This window comes from Pseudomonas sp. SK3(2021), from assembly GCF_016772375.1.
GTDB classification, from domain to species: domain Bacteria; phylum Pseudomonadota; class Gammaproteobacteria; order Pseudomonadales; family Pseudomonadaceae; genus Aquipseudomonas; species Aquipseudomonas chlororaphis_I.
The window spans coordinates 6,027,393-6,043,645 of the sequence record NZ_CP061943.1 but is presented as its reverse complement, the minus strand read 5'-3'; the positions used below and the strand labels follow the sequence as shown (position 1 = coordinate 6,043,645).

Below are 16,253 nucleotides of genomic sequence, written 5' to 3'. Positions count from 1 at the left end.
TTGCCGCTTTCGCTGCGCTCGTTCTGGACGCCCTAGACCGAGCTGAGCCCACCAATGAAGGACAGCAGCAAAACGATTATCCACAGCGCGGCAAGCCCCTTGACCGCGCCACTGTTTGGCGGAGGCGGCGCGCCGTAACGATTGGCGCCGGTGTTGCCCGGCAGGATTGCCAGCAGCAGCGGAAACACCGCGTACACAAAAGGCAGCAAGTTCAACAACCAGAGCCAGCCCGACCAGCCCAAGTCATGCAGGCGCTGAACGGAAATGGTGATATTCAGATAGGCGAAGGCCAGCGCCACGACGCCAAGGAAGATCATTCCCGTAACCTGCAAGCCGTTGCCGACCAGGGCGGCGGTCAGGAAACCGCCGACGAGGGTGGTCAGCAGGATCAGTACCAGGGTCCAGGCAAGATAGCGCAGGCGTCCGATGCGGCCATCGACGGTGTAGAACTTCAGCTCGCCAAATTCGGGAAGGGGGTCGCCCACTGTGGCTTGAGGCGGGGTGTAGGGTGAAGTGCCCGCGCCGGCCATGGGTTCTGGCGCTGGTGTGGGGGGCGGGCGTTGCCAGTCATTCATCGTGCTGGGTTCTGCCTGGGGCAGGGGTACTGAAGGCGAAGGAGCTGGTGCAGCGGGAGCAGGCTGAGGTGTCGGTTGGCTGGTGCCTGGGGCAAGATCCGGTTCGACGCGTGGGGCGATCCCGGCCTGGTTCAGCGCGGCGAGATAAATATCCGCGTCCTGCTCGGAGAGGTCGCGCTTGAGGGTGATGTCTCGTCCCTTGAACAGAGGCTCGATCGCGGCGATATCGCTTTTGAACAGCTTGGCGATTTTCTGCTTGGCATGTTCGATGTCGACACCCGGAAGCAGAGCCCCGTCAAATACGATCTTGAAACGGTCTTCGCTCATGCAGGGCTTCCTTGTCGGCTTTATAGAGAGGGTTTTCGCAGGGCGATAGTTTAAGGCCAGCAGTCCGTTGCTGGCTAAAAAACATCAGCGATTCAGCGCGGCCAGCGTTGCGGCAGCCGAGCAGCCAACTCCTGTGCGGCACGGTATTCGGCGTCCAGGCGGGCGACTAGTTGATCGACGCTCGGCAAGTCATCGATTTCACCGACGCCTTGTCCGGCGGACCACACGGTTTTCCAGGCTTTGGCTTCGTCGCTGAGTGGCTTGAGTTTCGAGCCGAAGTTGACTTCGCCTTTGCCCTGCAGAGCGGCAAGGTCGAAGCCGGCGTTTTCCAGGCTTTGCCGCATGAAGCTTGCCGGAACCCCGGAGACCGCTGCGGTGTGCACGATGTCGGCGGCCTTGGCGCTGAGCAGCATCTCTTTATAGGCCTCTGGCGCATGGCTTTCCGTGGTGCCGATAAAGCGCGTGCCGAAGTAGGCGAGGTCGGCGCCGAGCAACTGGGCGGCGAGGATCTCGTGGCCATGGTTCAGGCAGCCAGCCAGCAGCAGCGTCTTGTCGAAGAACTGGCGGATTTCGGCAATCAGGGAGAACGGGCTCCAGGTCCCGGCGTGGCCACCGGCGCCGGCGGCTACGGCGATCAGGCCGTCGACCCCGGCCTCGGCGGCTTTTTCTGCGTGGCGCCGGGTGGTGACATCATGGAAGACCAGCCCTCCATAAGCATGCACCGCATCGACCAATTCCTTCACCGCGCCCAGGCTGGTGATGACGATAGGCACCTTGTGTTCGATGCAGATCGCCAGGTCGGCGTTCAGGCGTGGGTTGCTGTGATGCACGATCAGGTTGACGGCATAGGGCGCGGGGTTTTCCAGGGGCGCAAGGCCCGCTTCGATTTCTTCCAGCCAGGCCTTGAAGCCACTGCTTTCACGCTGGTTGAGGGCAGGGAAACTGCCGACCACACCATTGCGGCAGCACGCCAGAACCAGTTGTGGATTGGAAATCAGGAACATCGGCGCAGCCACGACAGGCAAGCGCAAGCGTTGTTCGAGCAGAGCGGGCAGCGACATTGGAAGTACCCCGAATAATGAACGGCTAGTTGGAGTTAAAACGGCCGGACGACGACCAGAATTACGATAGCCAGCAATACCAGAACTGGTACTTCGTTGAACCAGCGGTAAAAGACATGGCTGCGGGTGTTTTCGCCACGGGCAAAACGTTTCACCTGGGCGCCGCACATGTGGTGGTAGCCAATCAGGATGACCACCAGGGTCAGCTTGGCATGCATCCAGCCGCCCTGGCCGAAGTAGGCGCTGGGGTTCAGGCTCAGCAGCCAGATACCGAAAATCAGCGTGGCGATCATCGCCGGCCCCATGATCCCGCGGTACAGCTTGCGCTCCATGACGCTGAAGCGTTCCTTGCTGATCGTGTCTTCGCTTTGAGCGTGATAAACGAACAGGCGTGGCAGGTAGAACAGCCCGGCAAACCAGCAGACCAGACTGACGATGTGAAAGGCTTTGAGCCACAGATAGAGCATTTCGGTTATTCCCAGGTTCACGGTAGCGCAGATAGTAGAGGCAGGAGCGTCCGCACGTCACCTTGACGGTTGTCGCAGGTGCGCGCGGACCCTATTATCGACGGCTTTCCAGTGGGTTCGTTGAGGGCAGGTTTATGGTCAAGGTCGGTATCGTCGGCGGCACGGGTTACACCGGCGTCGAATTGCTGCGTCTGTTGGCACAGCATCCGCAGGCTGAAGTGGTAGTCATCACTTCTCGATCCGAGGCAAGCCTTGCCGTTGCCAATATGTACCCGAACCTGCGAGGCCACTATGACGGCCTGGCATTCAGCGTTCCGGACATCAAGACCCTCGGCGCCTGCGATGTGGTGTTCTTCGCGACACCGCACGGCGTTGCCCACGCCCTGGCGGGGGAGCTGCTGACCGCAGGTACCAAGGTCATCGACCTGTCGGCGGATTTCCGCCTGCAGGATGCCGATGAGTGGGCCAAGTGGTATGGCCAGCCCCACGGTGCTCCAGAGTTGCTCGACGAAGCCGTCTATGGCCTGCCGGAAGTCAATCGCGAGCAGATCAAGAAGGCCCGCCTGATCGCTGTTCCGGGTTGCTACCCGACTGCTACCCAGCTCGGCTTCCTGCCATTGCTGGAGGCGGGGCTGGCCGACACTTCGCGCTTGATCGCCGACTGCAAGTCGGGTGTCAGCGGTGCCGGCCGGGGTGCCAGCGTCGGTTCCCTGTACTCCGAGACCTCGGAAAGCATGAAGGCCTATGCGGTCAAGGGGCATCGCCATCTGCCGGAGATTCGCCAGGGCCTGCGCCGTGCGGCGGGCAAGGATGTCGGCCTGACGTTCGTGCCGCACCTGACGCCGATGATCCGCGGCATTCACTCGACGCTTTATTCCACTGTTGTGGATAAATCGGTGGACCTGCAGGCGCTGTTCGAGAAACGCTATGCCGACGAACCGTTTGTGGACGTGATGCCGGCGGGTAGCCATCCAGAGACCCGCAGCGTGCGGGGGGCCAATGTATGCCGGATTGCCGTGCACCGCCCGCAGGATGGTGATCTGGTGGTCGTGTTGTCGGTGATCGACAACCTGGTCAAAGGCGCTTCGGGCCAGGCCGTACAGAACCTGAACATCCTGTTCGGTCTGGATGAGCGCCTGGGTCTGTCCCACGCCGGGATGCTGCCTTAAGGCATCTGCCTGTTTCCGCAAAAGGCCCGTTACGGGCCTTTTTGCATTCTGCGGTGAGCCTCGGGCTTATTGATATACCGTAACAATAGTTGACCGCTTTTCTGGGAGAAGCGGATAATGCGCGTCATCACGCATTATGGCGGCGTAACGCCGGGAGATAGTCAGCATGAGCGTCGAATCCTTCACCCCCACGGCTTTGCAATTCACCCACGGTGCCGCGCACAAGGTGAAGAGCCTGGTCGATGAAGAGGGTAATGATCGCTTGAAGCTGCGCGTATTCGTTACGGGCGGCGGTTGTTCAGGGTTTCAGTACGGCTTCACTTTCGATGAAGAAGTCGCGGATGACGACACCATCGTCGAGCGCGAAGGCGTCAGCCTGGTGGTCGATCCGATGAGCTTCCAGTACCTGGCGGGTGCCGAGGTGGATTATCAGGAAGGTCTGGAAGGTTCGCGCTTCGTGATCAAGAACCCGAATGCCACGACTACCTGCGGTTGCGGTTCTTCGTTCTCGATCTGATCGCTGGTCAAGGTTTTATCAGGCGCCGCAGGGCTTTCGGGCTCTGCGGCGTTTTGCTGTCTGGCGATCAGGCGGGGTAGATCGCACCCAATACCCGCAGGCCGCGGGCACCGGTGACGCTTGGGCGGTTGGCGGCGATGCCTTCGAGGCAGCAGTGGGCCAGCCAGGCGAACGCCATGGCTTCAACCCAGTCCGGATCGACGCCGTGGGTGGCCGTACTGCTGACCTTGGTGTTGGGCAGCAGGCTGGACAGGCGATTCATCAAGGCCGAGTTGTGGGCGCCGCCGCCGCAGACCAGCAGTTCCTGGGTATCGATCTGCGCGGCTTGCAGCGACTCGACGATGGTCAGTGTCGTCAGTTCCAGGAGCGTTGCCTGTACGTTTTCGGGGGCAAAGGCTGGCAGGCGAGACAGATGCTCCTGTAGCCATTTCAGGTTGAATACCTCGCGGCCAGTACTCTTCGGGCCTTGAGTGGCAAAGAACGGGTCGCTGAGCAGCGCGTTCAGCAGCGTCGGCTCAACTTGGCCGCTGGCAGCCCACTGGCCGTCGCGATCGTAGTTCTCGCCACGTTGGGCGTGGATCCAGGTGTCCAGCAGAACGTTGCCCGGGCCGCAATCGAAGCCGGCAACCGGCTTGTCGTTCTCGATCAGGCTCAGGTTGCTGAAGCCTCCGACGTTCAAGACTGCACGCTTGCCGGCGCTTCGATCAAAGAGTGCTTCATGAAAGGCCGGTACCAGTGGGGCGCCCTGGCCGCCGGCGGCAACGTCGCGGCTACGGAAGTCGCTGACCACCGTGATTCCGGTCAGCTCTGCCAGCAGGGCCGGGTTGCCGACCTGGACCGTGAAACCGCGGGCTGGTTCATGGCGGATGGTCTGGCCGTGACTGCCAATGGCGCGGATGTCCGCGGGTTTCAGTTTCTGTTGGGCAAGTAGGCTATGAATGCCCTGTGCGGCCAGCTTTACCCAGTTCTGCTGGGCGATGGCGGAGCGGGCGATTTCATCGGGGCCGCTGGCGCACAAGCCAAGCAGCTCGGCGCGCAGGGACTCGGGCATGGGGATGTAGTGCGTGGCGATCAGCCTGATCGCCGGTGTTTGCTCGATGAGTGCGATATCCAGGCCATCGAGACTGGTTCCGGACATCACACCTATATAGAGCGCCATGCTTAACGCTTGTTTGAAGCGAGCAGGGTGGCTTTTTCCTGATCCATCCGCGCCATCAGCGGTTGGCTTTGTTGCAGGAAGCGTGCGCGTTCTGCTTTGGCGATCGGGTCGGCCATTGGCAGCTTCTGGCCCAGTGGATCGACGTGAACGCCATTGACCTGGAATTCGTAATGCAAGTGCGGGCCCGTGGAAAGCCCGGTGGTGCCGATATAGCCGATCACCTGGCCCTGCTTGACGTTCCCGCCGGTCTTGACGCCTTTGGCGAAGCCTTGCATGTGGCCGTACAGCGTGCGGTAAGCATTGCCATGCTGGATGATCACGGTGTTGCCGTATCCGCCACGACGCCCGGCCAGGAGTACCTTGCCATCGCCGGCGGCCTTGATTGGCGTGCCGCGAGGGGCTGCGTAATCGACGCCTTTGTGAGCGCGGATCTTGTTCAGGATTGGGTGTTTGCGGCCCATGGAGAAGCGCGAGCTGATACGTGCGAAGTCCACCGGCGTACGGATAAAGGCCTTGCGCATGCTATTACCGTCAGCGGTGTAATAACTGCTCATGCCTTGTTTGTTGGTGTAGCGCACTGCGGTGTAGGTCTTGCCACGGTTGGTGAAGCGCGCAGAGAGAATGTTGCGGGAACCCACGGCTTTGCCATTGACGACGGTCTGCTCGTAGATCACGTCGAACTCGTCGCCCGGGCGAATATCCTGGGCAAAGTCGATGTCGTAGCCAAAGACGTTGGCCATGTCCATCGTCAGGCTGTGAGAGAGGCCCGCACGGGCTGCGGATTGCGACAGCGAGCTGTTGATCACGCCATGAACGTAGGCCGTGCGCACCATGGGCTTGGCGGTGATACGGCTGAAGGCGAAGCCTTTTGGCCCTTTGGTCAGGGTGATGCTTTCCAGGTCGTTGACCTTGCTGTGCAAGTTGTTCAGCTGGCCGTCCGGGCCCAGTTCGAACTCAAGTTTCTGGCCGCGCTTCAGCTGAGTGAACTGCTTGGCCTGCTTGTCGCTGGCCAGTACTTCGTGCACCGAGGTAGCTGGCAGGCCGACCTTCTCGAATAGCGTGGAAAGAGTGTCGCCCTTGGCAACAATGACTTCCCTGTGATTAGCCGCCTTCTTTTCTTCTGCTAGGGCTGGAGCAGGCTGCTCTTGAGCGGTTTCAGCGGTCTTTGCGGTGTCTTCTGGGCTGTTTGCGATTTGTGCGAACGGGGACGCTACGGCTTCATTTGTGGCTTGTACGGCGTCTGCGGCGTCTTGATCTTGTGCCAATTGCTCGGCTGGGCTTTCCAGGTCAAGACTCAGAGTTGTTCTTTTGGCTTCAACATCACTGGAAGGGAATACCAGGAGCGCCAGGCTGAGGAGGGCGGCGATACCACTTGCGGCGAGCAGGTGGGTCTTCGGATAAAGCGGCGGGGCTTTAGGCGGTTCTGTGGTCATAGGTAATTTTGACTTTGAAAAAGATGAATTGGAAAAGATGAATGACATGATGAAGATGAAATAACTGTATAAAATATAACCAAATCATCTGTTAAGCAAGCCTGCGGACGTCCTGTTCGTGGAAAGCTATCCATACGCCGGGCAAAACTTGTAATTGGGCGCTGATCTTGTATGGTTGGTTCCCTTTGAATCTGAGCCTTGCGGGTCTGTTATGAAGTCGGTTGAAGAGCAGCTAGCGCTGATCAAACGTGGTGCAGAAGAGTTGTTGGTCGAGTCCGAGCTGGTCGAAAAGCTCAAGCGTGGCCAGCCGCTGCGTATTAAGGCTGGCTTCGATCCAACGGCGCCGGATTTGCACCTGGGTCATACCGTGCTTATTAACAAGCTGCGCCAGTTCCAGGATCTGGGGCACCAGGTGATCTTCCTGATCGGCGATTTCACCGGGATGATCGGTGATCCGAGCGGCAAGAGTGCAACCCGCCCGCCGCTGACTCGTGAGCAGGTCCTCGAGAATGCCGAGACTTACAAGAGTCAGGTGTTCAAGATTCTCGATCCGGAGAAAACCGAGGTGGCCTTCAACTCCACCTGGATGGACAAAATGGGGCCTGCGGATTTCATTCGCCTGACTTCCCAGTACACCGTTGCTCGCATGCTCGAGCGTGACGACTTCGACAAGCGCTACTCCACCAATCAACCCATTGCCATTCACGAGTTCCTCTATCCGCTGGTTCAGGGTTATGACTCGGTGGCGCTGCGTGCCGATGTGGAGTTGGGCGGTACCGATCAGAAGTTCAATCTGTTGATGGGGCGTGAGTTGCAGCGCGGCTATGGTCAGGAGGCTCAGTGCATTCTGACGATGCCGTTGCTCGAGGGGTTGGACGGCGTCAAGAAGATGTCCAAGTCGTTGGGTAACTATGTAGGTATCCAGGAAGCGCCGGGTGTCATGTACAGCAAGCTGGTTTCCATTCCGGATGCCTTGATGTGGCGTTACTTCGAGCTGCTGAGCTTCCGCTCCATGGATGAGATCCTTTCCTTCAAGGCGGATGTCGAGGCGGGTGCGAATCCGCGGGATATCAAGATCAAGCTGGCTGAAGAGATCGTTGCGCGTTTCCATGGGGAGGAAGCTGCGGCGAATGCTCATCGTGCTGCGGGCAACCGCATGAAGGATGGTGAGCTGCCGGATGATCTGCCTGAGATCGAGCTGGCTGCTGCTGAAGACATGCCGATCGCGGCCGTCCTTAATAAAGCGGGCTTGGTAAAGAACTCGGCAATGGCGCGCGACCTGCTCGGTTCCGGTGGTGTGCGTGTAGATGGTGAGGTTGTTGAGCGTTCCTTTATATGGGCGATTGGCTCGACTCATGTTTGCCAGGCCGGAAAGAAGGCTTTTGCACGTATTACGCTTAAATCCGAATAAAACTGAAAATAGGTGTTGACGGCGAATTATATCTCTCTATAATTCGCCCCACTTCCGGCGCAGTCGAAACGGAAAACTCCTTGAGATTCAATGAGTTACGAGGTTTTCGACAGCTGCACGCTTCAGTTCATCGAAGCCCGAAGGAGTCGGTTCGGCAGCGTGTTTTCGCCGAATTGACGGTTCGATCTTCTCGGTCGAAAGCGGAGAAAAAGAGGTGTTGACAGCAGCGTGTAACGCTGTAGAATTCGCCTCCCGCTGACGAGAGATCGGAAGCGCAAGTGGTTGAAGTTGCAAAGGAAACTTTGAAAACTTCTTAAAATAACCGCTTGACAGATGCAGAGGCTGCTGTAGAATGCGCGCCTCGGTTGAGACGAAAGACTTAACCAACCGCTCTTTAACAACTGAATCAAGCAATTCGTGTGGGTGCTTGTGGAGTCAGACTGATAGTCAGAAAGATTATCAGCATCACAAGTTGCTCCGCGAGAAATCAAAGATGTAACCAACGATTGCTGAGCCAAGTTTAGGGTTTTCTCAAAACCCAAAGATGTTTGAACTGAAGAGTTTGATCATGGCTCAGATTGAACGCTGGCGGCAGGCCTAACACATGCAAGTCGAGCGGTAGAGAGGTGCTTGCACCTCTTGAGAGCGGCGGACGGGTGAGTAATGCCTAGGAATCTGCCTGGTAGTGGGGGATAACGTCCGGAAACGGACGCTAATACCGCATACGTCCTACGGGAGAAAGCAGGGGACCTTCGGGCCTTGCGCTATCAGATGAGCCTAGGTCGGATTAGCTAGTTGGTGAGGTAATGGCTCACCAAGGCGACGATCCGTAACTGGTCTGAGAGGATGATCAGTCACACTGGAACTGAGACACGGTCCAGACTCCTACGGGAGGCAGCAGTGGGGAATATTGGACAATGGGCGAAAGCCTGATCCAGCCATGCCGCGTGTGTGAAGAAGGTCTTCGGATTGTAAAGCACTTTAAGTTGGGAGGAAGGGTACTTACCTAATACGTGAGTATTTTGACGTTACCGACAGAATAAGCACCGGCTAACTCTGTGCCAGCAGCCGCGGTAATACAGAGGGTGCAAGCGTTAATCGGAATTACTGGGCGTAAAGCGCGCGTAGGTGGTTCGTTAAGTTGGATGTGAAATCCCCGGGCTCAACCTGGGAACTGCATCCAAAACTGGCGAGCTAGAGTATGGTAGAGGGTGGTGGAATTTCCTGTGTAGCGGTGAAATGCGTAGATATAGGAAGGAACACCAGTGGCGAAGGCGACCACCTGGACTGATACTGACACTGAGGTGCGAAAGCGTGGGGAGCAAACAGGATTAGATACCCTGGTAGTCCACGCCGTAAACGATGTCAACTAGCCGTTGGGAGCCTTGAGCTCTTAGTGGCGCAGCTAACGCATTAAGTTGACCGCCTGGGGAGTACGGCCGCAAGGTTAAAACTCAAATGAATTGACGGGGGCCCGCACAAGCGGTGGAGCATGTGGTTTAATTCGAAGCAACGCGAAGAACCTTACCAGGCCTTGACATCCAATGAACTTTCCAGAGATGGATTGGTGCCTTCGGGAGCATTGAGACAGGTGCTGCATGGCTGTCGTCAGCTCGTGTCGTGAGATGTTGGGTTAAGTCCCGTAACGAGCGCAACCCTTGTCCTTAGTTACCAGCACGTTATGGTGGGCACTCTAAGGAGACTGCCGGTGACAAACCGGAGGAAGGTGGGGATGACGTCAAGTCATCATGGCCCTTACGGCCTGGGCTACACACGTGCTACAATGGTCGGTACAGAGGGTTGCCAAGCCGCGAGGTGGAGCTAATCCCACAAAACCGATCGTAGTCCGGATCGCAGTCTGCAACTCGACTGCGTGAAGTCGGAATCGCTAGTAATCGCGAATCAGAATGTCGCGGTGAATACGTTCCCGGGCCTTGTACACACCGCCCGTCACACCATGGGAGTGGGTTGCACCAGAAGTAGCTAGTCTAACCTTCGGGAGGACGGTTACCACGGTGTGATTCATGACTGGGGTGAAGTCGTAACAAGGTAGCCGTAGGGGAACCTGCGGCTGGATCACCTCCTTAATCGACGACATCAGCTGCTTCATAAGCTCCCACACGAATTGCTTGATTCATTGAAGAAGACGATTGGGTCTGTAGCTCAGTTGGTTAGAGCGCACCCCTGATAAGGGTGAGGTCGGCAGTTCGAATCTGCCCAGACCCACCAATTACTGGTGCACCCTGTAGCGATACGGGGCCATAGCTCAGCTGGGAGAGCGCCTGCCTTGCACGCAGGAGGTCAGCGGTTCGATCCCGCTTGGCTCCACCATTACAGATTGGTGTCCATCGTTTAAAGCTTAGAAATGAGCATTCCGCTGATAGGCGATGAATGTTGATTTCTGATCTTTATCAGAATCGTTCTTTAAAAATTTGGGTATGTGATAGAAAGATAGACTGAATGGCACTTTCACTGGTGTTTATTCAGGCTAAGGTAAAATTTGTGAGTTTAATCGCGAATTTTCGGCGAATGTCGTCTTCACAGTATAACCAGATTGCTTGGGGTTATATGGTCAAGTGAAGAAGCGCATACGGTGGATGCCTTGGCAGTCAGAGGCGATGAAAGACGTGGTAGCCTGCGAAAAGCTTCGGGGAGTCGGCAAACAGACTTTGATCCGGAGATGTCTGAATGGGGGAACCCAGCCATCATAAGATGGTTATCTTGTACTGAATACATAGGTGCAAGAAGCGAACCAGGGGAACTGAAACATCTAAGTACCCTGAGGAAAAGAAATCAACCGAGATTCCCTTAGTAGTGGCGAGCGAACGGGGACTAGCCCTTAAGTGGCTTTGAGATTAGCGGAACGCTCTGGAAAGTGCGGCCATAGTGGGTGATAGCCCTGTACGCGAAAGTCTCTTAGTCATGAAATCGAGTAGGACGGAGCACGAGAAACTTTGTCTGAATATGGGGGGACCATCCTCCAAGGCTAAATACTACTGACTGACCGATAGTGAACTAGTACCGTGAGGGAAAGGCGAAAAGAACCCCGGAGAGGGGAGTGAAATAGATCCTGAAACCGTATGCGTACAAGCAGTGGGAGCAGACTTTGTTCTGTGACTGCGTACCTTTTGTATAATGGGTCAGCGACTTATATTCAGTGGCGAGCTTAACCGAATAGGGGAGGCGTAGCGAAAGCGAGTCTTAATAGGGCGTTTAGTCGCTGGGTATAGACCCGAAACCGGGCGATCTATCCATGGGCAGGTTGAAGGTTAGGTAACACTGACTGGAGGACCGAACCGACTACCGTTGAAAAGTTAGCGGATGACCTGTGGATCGGAGTGAAAGGCTAATCAAGCTCGGAGATAGCTGGTTCTCCTCGAAAGCTATTTAGGTAGCGCCTCATGTATCACTGTAGGGGGTAGAGCACTGTTTCGGCTAGGGGGTCATCCCGACTTACCAAACCGATGCAAACTCCGAATACCTACAAGTGCCGAGCATGGGAGACACACGGCGGGTGCTAACGTCCGTCGTGAAAAGGGAAACAACCCAGACCGTCAGCTAAGGTCCCAAAGTTATGGTTAAGTGGGAAACGATGTGGGAAGGCTTAGACAGCTAGGAGGTTGGCTTAGAAGCAGCCACCCTTTAAAGAAAGCGTAATAGCTCACTAGTCGAGTCGGCCTGCGCGGAAGATGTAACGGGGCTCAAACCATACACCGAAGCTACGGGTATCACGTAAGTGATGCGGTAGAGGAGCGTTCTGTAAGCCTGTGAAGGTGAGTTGAGAAGCTTGCTGGAGGTATCAGAAGTGCGAATGCTGACATGAGTAACGACAATGGGTGTGAAAAACACCCACGCCGAAAGACCAAGGTTTCCTGCGCAACGTTAATCGACGCAGGGTTAGTCGGTCCCTAAGGCGAGGCTGAAAAGCGTAGTCGATGGAAAACAGGTTAATATTCCTGTACTTCTAGTTATTGCGATGGAGGGACGGAGAAGGCTAGGCCAGCTTGGCGTTGGTTGTCCAAGTTTAAGGTGGTAGGCTGGAATCTTAGGTAAATCCGGGGTTCCAAGGCCGAGAGCTGATGACGAGTTACCTTTCAGGTGACGAAGTGGTTGATGCCATGCTTCCAAGAAAAGCTTCTAAGCTTCAGATAACTAGGAACCGTACCCCAAACCGACACAGGTGGTTGGGTAGAGAATACCAAGGCGCTTGAGAGAACTCGGGTGAAGGAACTAGGCAAAATGGCACCGTAACTTCGGGAGAAGGTGCGCCGGTGAGGGTGAAGGACTTGCTCCGTAAGCCCATGCCGGTCGAAGATACCAGGCCGCTGCGACTGTTTATTAAAAACACAGCACTCTGCAAACACGAAAGTGGACGTATAGGGTGTGACGCCTGCCCGGTGCCGGAAGGTTAATTGATGGGGTTAGCTAACGCGAAGCTCTTGATCGAAGCCCCGGTAAACGGCGGCCGTAACTATAACGGTCCTAAGGTAGCGAAATTCCTTGTCGGGTAAGTTCCGACCTGCACGAATGGCGTAACGATGGCGGCGCTGTCTCCACCCGAGACTCAGTGAAATTGAAATCGCTGTGAAGATGCAGTGTATCCGCGGCTAGACGGAAAGACCCCGTGAACCTTTACTATAGCTTTGCACTGGACTTTGAATTTGCTTGTGTAGGATAGGTGGGAGGCTTTGAAGCGTGGACGCCAGTTCGCGTGGAGCCATCCTTGAAATACCACCCTGGCAACTTTGAGGTTCTAACTCAGGTCCGTCATCCGGATCGAGGACAGTGTATGGTGGGTAGTTTGACTGGGGCGGTCTCCTCCTAAAGAGTAACGGAGGAGTACGAAGGTGCGCTCAGACCGGTCGGAAATCGGTCGTAGAGTATAAAGGCAAAAGCGCGCTTGACTGCGAGACAGACACGTCGAGCAGGTACGAAAGTAGGTCTTAGTGATCCGGTGGTTCTGTATGGAAGGGCCATCGCTCAACGGATAAAAGGTACTCCGGGGATAACAGGCTGATACCGCCCAAGAGTTCATATCGACGGCGGTGTTTGGCACCTCGATGTCGGCTCATCACATCCTGGGGCTGAAGCCGGTCCCAAGGGTATGGCTGTTCGCCATTTAAAGTGGTACGCGAGCTGGGTTTAGAACGTCGTGAGACAGTTCGGTCCCTATCTGCCGTGGACGTTTGAGATTTGAGAGGGGCTGCTCCTAGTACGAGAGGACCGGAGTGGACGAACCTCTGGTGTTCCGGTTGTCACGCCAGTGGCATTGCCGGGTAGCTATGTTCGGAAAAGATAACCGCTGAAAGCATCTAAGCGGGAAACTTGCCTCAAGATGAGATCTCACTGGAACCTTGAGTTCCCTAAAGGGCCGTCGAAGACTACGACGTTGATAGGTTGGGTGTGTAAGCGCTGTGAGGCGTTGAGCTAACCAATACTAATTGCCCGTGAGGCTTGACCATATAACACCCAAGCAATTTGCTTAAACAGCGGATTGCGGTGTGTGAAGACGAAACGAACCGAAAGTTTGCACGACTCACAACAGCACCATAAAGCTATTACATACCCAATTTGCCGAAGCGTCGAAAGACGAGTTGGCACACCGAATTTCTTGACGACCATAGAGCATTGGAACCACCTGATCCCATCCCGAACTCAGAAGTGAAACGATGCATCGCCGATGGTAGTGTGGGGTTTCCCCATGTGAGAGTAGGTCATCGTCAAGATTAAATTCCGAAACCCCAATTGCGAGAGCAGTTGGGGTTTTGTCTTTTGCGCGCAGAAAAACTATCCCGAATTGCAGTGCTAGCTGTTTGATCGTGCCGGTCGCGCTTTCTATGCAACAGCCTTAGGCATGGCTATCATGCCTGCCTCATTGTGAGGCGAGATCTGCATGCTGACATTGTTGGAGCTTCTGAAGGATGGGCGGTTTCACTCGGGCCAGGCCCTTGGTGCCGCCTTGGGTGTTAGCCGTAGTGCCGTGTGGAAGCAGCTGCAGCAGTTGGAGGCTGATCTGGGGCTCTCTGTCCATAAAGTTCGCGGCCGCGGTTATCAGTTGGCGGCTCCGCTGATGCTCTTGAGTTCGGCCAATATTTACGAACAGTCAAAGGATTGCCCTTGGGTTGTGCTGGCTTTCGGTTCCATCGACTCTACAAATGCCGAGGCTCTGAGGGCTATCGAGCGTGGCGTACCTGCGCCGTTCCTAGTGCTTGCTGAGCGTCAGACGGCGGGGCGTGGCCGGAGAGGGCGTAAATGGGCGAGTCCTTTTGCAGAAAATGTTTATTACAGCCTCGTACTGCGCATCGATGGTGGAATGCGCCAGCTTGAAGGGCTCAGCTTGGTGGTCGGGCTGGCGGTCATGCAAACCTTGCGCGAGTTTGGGGTTGCTGGTGCGGGCCTGAAATGGCCAAACGATGTTTTGGTTGGGCGAAAAAAAATCGCCGGAATCCTGTTGGAGTTGGTTGGAGATCCTGCTGATGTCTGTCATGTGGTTCTAGGTATAGGTATCAACGTCAACATGCAGAAAACCGACGAGATCGATCAGCAATGGACTTCTATGTGGCTTGAGTCCGGCAAGCAGGTTGATCGCAACCGGTTGGTTGCTCGGCTGAGCATGATGTTGAAGGCTTACTTGGAGCGCCACCAGGCCCAGGGCTTTTCCTCTATTCAAGAGGAATGGGAGCAGAATCACTTGTGGCAAGGTAGTACGGTGTCTCTGATTGCTGGGGTCAATAAAATAGACGGTGTTGTTATGGGCATCGATCAGCAGGGTGCGTTGCGATTGAGGGTAGATGGGGTTGAGAAGGTCTACAGCGGTGGTGAGCTCAGCTTGAGGATGCGCGATGATTCTTGAGCTTGACTGCGGAAACAGCTTCATTAAATGGCGCGTTCTAGCTAATGCTGCGCTTGGGGTATTTGCTGAGGGTGTGGTTGATTCTGATGATGCTTTGGTCGGGCGTCTGCGTGCGCTAGACGGCTTGGTCTTGACCGGCTGTCGCTTGGTCAGTGTGCGCACTGCCGAGGAGACGAGCAAGCTTACTTCCATGTTGGTAGAGGCTTTTGGCGTTGCGGTGGTCTGTGCTGCGCCTGCGAAAGAAATGGCCGGCGTGAGAAATGGTTATGAGGAGTTTGAGCGACTTGGCCTGGATCGCTGGCTTGCCATGCTGGGAGGTTTTCGCCTTGCAGCTGGTGCCTGTCTGGTACTCGATTTCGGGACGGCGGTTACTGCGGATTTCATTGCTGCGGATGGCGAGCACTTGGGAGGCTTTATCTGTCCAGGGATGCCATTGATGCGTAATCAGCTGAGAACTCACACTCGTCGGATTCGGTATGACGACTTATCTGCCGAGCGCGCGCTGGTGAGTCTGTTGCCGGGGCGTACGACAGTCGAGGCTGTAGAGCGCGGCTGCTCATTGATGTTGAGAGGGTTCGTGCTGACCCAGTTGGAGTTGGCGCATGGCTACTGGGGGGAGGATTTCGTGGTATTCCTCACTGGTGGCGATGCTGACCTGGTTTCTGAGGTTGTGCCGCAGGGGCGAGTAGTCCCGGATCTGGTTTTTGTTGGATTGGCTATGGCGTGCCCATTGTCCTGAGGTTTTTATGCGCTGGTTGTTCCTGCTGCTCCTGGTTCTCAATGTGTTCTATTACGTCTGGCATCAGCAGGAGGCACCTTTGCGTGCGAAGGAGGTAACGCCTCTAACGCTTTATAAAGGGTCTCAGCAGGATATTCGCTTATTGAGTGAGTCGTCTGGCTCGCTCTCCAGGCGTGACAAGGCAGGTGAGGCTCAAGGTGACTGCCTCTATATAGGAGGTTTTGCTCGTCGTGATCAGGCTCAAACGCTTGAACGGCGCCTGTCGGCATTGGGAGTGGAGGTTCGGTTGAGGTCTTTGGCTCTGCCTGATGCTTCTGGTTACTGGTTACGTGTGGCCCCTGAAAGCAAGCATTTGCTGGATGATTCGCTGCTGCAGAATCTTGCTAAAGAATTCAATGAGTTAAAACATAAAATAATGTCATGCGAAGGCATTGCAACTGCCGAATAGTTTGCATAGAATGGCGCCCGCTCCGCAGTGAAGACCTCTAGAGGTAGGCGCGGCGAAGCGAAGTCAACGCAGCTAACCTCAGGTTTTTAATGAG

The 16,253-nt window shown here is 55.9% G+C and carries 11 protein-coding genes, 2 tRNA genes and 3 rRNA genes; 11 read left to right on the top strand and 5 right to left on the bottom strand.

Annotated elements, in window-relative coordinates; translation table 11 throughout:
- Window positions 1-32 precede the first annotated feature (32 nt).
- The 3 genes from IF690_RS26920 to hemJ all read right to left on the bottom strand — a co-directional run bounded on the left by IF690_RS26920 (window position 33) and on the right by hemJ (window position 2,430).
- Window positions 33-902 (bottom strand): DUF805 domain-containing protein, encoded by an 870-nt coding sequence (locus IF690_RS26920; RefSeq protein WP_202698098.1) that lies wholly within the window; start codon window positions 900-902, stop codon window positions 33-35.
- A gap of 92 nt (window positions 903-994) precedes the next feature.
- Window positions 995-1,963 (bottom strand): NAD(P)H-dependent flavin oxidoreductase, encoded by a 969-nt coding sequence (locus tag IF690_RS26915; RefSeq protein WP_114761272.1) that lies wholly within the window; start codon window positions 1,961-1,963, stop codon window positions 995-997.
- Between the two features lie 35 nt (window positions 1,964-1,998).
- Window positions 1,999-2,430 carry a protoporphyrinogen oxidase HemJ gene (gene hemJ / locus IF690_RS26910; protein WP_038575353.1) on the bottom strand — a complete coding sequence of 144 codons (432 nt, stop codon included), beginning with the start codon at window positions 2,428-2,430 and terminating at the stop codon, window positions 1,999-2,001.
- 134 nt (window positions 2,431-2,564) lie between these two features.
- Here hemJ and argC point away from each other — a divergent pair, with 134 nt between their 5' ends.
- Window positions 2,565-3,599: an N-acetyl-gamma-glutamyl-phosphate reductase gene (gene argC, locus IF690_RS26905; protein ID WP_202698097.1), complete on the top strand. Its 1,035-nt coding sequence runs from the start codon at window positions 2,565-2,567 to the stop codon at window positions 3,597-3,599.
- A 166-nt stretch (window positions 3,600-3,765) separates the two neighbouring features.
- Window positions 3,766-4,116: an iron-sulfur cluster insertion protein ErpA gene (gene erpA / locus IF690_RS26900; RefSeq protein WP_007906865.1), complete on the top strand. Its 351-nt coding sequence runs from the start codon at window positions 3,766-3,768 to the stop codon at window positions 4,114-4,116.
- Between the two features lie 67 nt (window positions 4,117-4,183).
- Here the strand turns inward: erpA and IF690_RS26895 are convergent, their stop codons facing one another.
- Together IF690_RS26895 and IF690_RS26890 are read right to left on the bottom strand one after the other, a co-directional pair.
- Window positions 4,184-5,275 (bottom strand): anhydro-N-acetylmuramic acid kinase, encoded by a 1,092-nt coding sequence (locus IF690_RS26895; protein ID WP_202698096.1) that lies wholly within the window; start codon window positions 5,273-5,275, stop codon window positions 4,184-4,186.
- Between the two features lie 2 nt (window positions 5,276-5,277).
- Window positions 5,278-6,708 (bottom strand): peptidoglycan DD-metalloendopeptidase family protein, encoded by a 1,431-nt coding sequence (locus IF690_RS26890; RefSeq protein ID WP_202698095.1) that lies wholly within the window; start codon window positions 6,706-6,708, stop codon window positions 5,278-5,280.
- Window positions 6,709-6,919: 211 nt separating this feature from the next.
- Between IF690_RS26890 and tyrS the strand changes: the two genes are divergently transcribed.
- The 9 genes from tyrS to IF690_RS26845 all read left to right on the top strand — a co-directional run bounded on the left by tyrS (window position 6,920) and on the right by IF690_RS26845 (window position 16,159).
- Entirely contained in the window at window positions 6,920-8,119 is a 1,200-nt protein-coding gene (tyrS, locus tag IF690_RS26885; RefSeq protein WP_202698094.1) for a tyrosine--tRNA ligase, read from the top strand.
- Between the two features lie 550 nt (window positions 8,120-8,669).
- Window positions 8,670-10,206, top strand: a 16S ribosomal RNA gene (locus IF690_RS26880).
- Between the two features lie 65 nt (window positions 10,207-10,271).
- Window positions 10,272-10,348, top strand: a tRNA-Ile gene (locus IF690_RS26875).
- A 26-nt stretch (window positions 10,349-10,374) separates the two neighbouring features.
- Window positions 10,375-10,450: transfer RNA gene (locus IF690_RS26870), tRNA-Ala, on the top strand.
- A 239-nt stretch (window positions 10,451-10,689) separates the two neighbouring features.
- A 23S ribosomal RNA gene (locus tag IF690_RS26865) occupies window positions 10,690-13,581 on the top strand.
- A 148-nt stretch (window positions 13,582-13,729) separates the two neighbouring features.
- Window positions 13,730-13,845: ribosomal RNA gene (gene rrf / locus IF690_RS26860) — 5S ribosomal RNA — on the top strand.
- Together the 16S, 23S and 5S rRNA genes with 2 tRNA genes alongside form the textbook arrangement of a ribosomal RNA operon.
- Before the next feature lie 167 nt (window positions 13,846-14,012).
- Window positions 14,013-14,972: a bifunctional biotin--[acetyl-CoA-carboxylase] ligase/biotin operon repressor BirA gene (birA, locus tag IF690_RS26855; protein WP_202698093.1), complete on the top strand. Its 960-nt coding sequence runs from the start codon at window positions 14,013-14,015 to the stop codon at window positions 14,970-14,972.
- Entirely contained in the window at window positions 14,962-15,711 is a 750-nt protein-coding gene (locus IF690_RS26850; RefSeq protein ID WP_202698092.1) for a pantothenate kinase, read from the top strand. Before birA ends, IF690_RS26850 begins: the two co-directional genes overlap by 11 nt.
- Window positions 15,712-15,718: 7 nt before the next feature.
- Window positions 15,719-16,159, top strand: a complete 441-nt coding sequence (locus tag IF690_RS26845) for a hypothetical protein (protein ID WP_202698091.1) — start codon at window positions 15,719-15,721, stop codon at window positions 16,157-16,159.
- The last annotated feature ends 94 nt before the right edge of the window (window positions 16,160-16,253 follow it).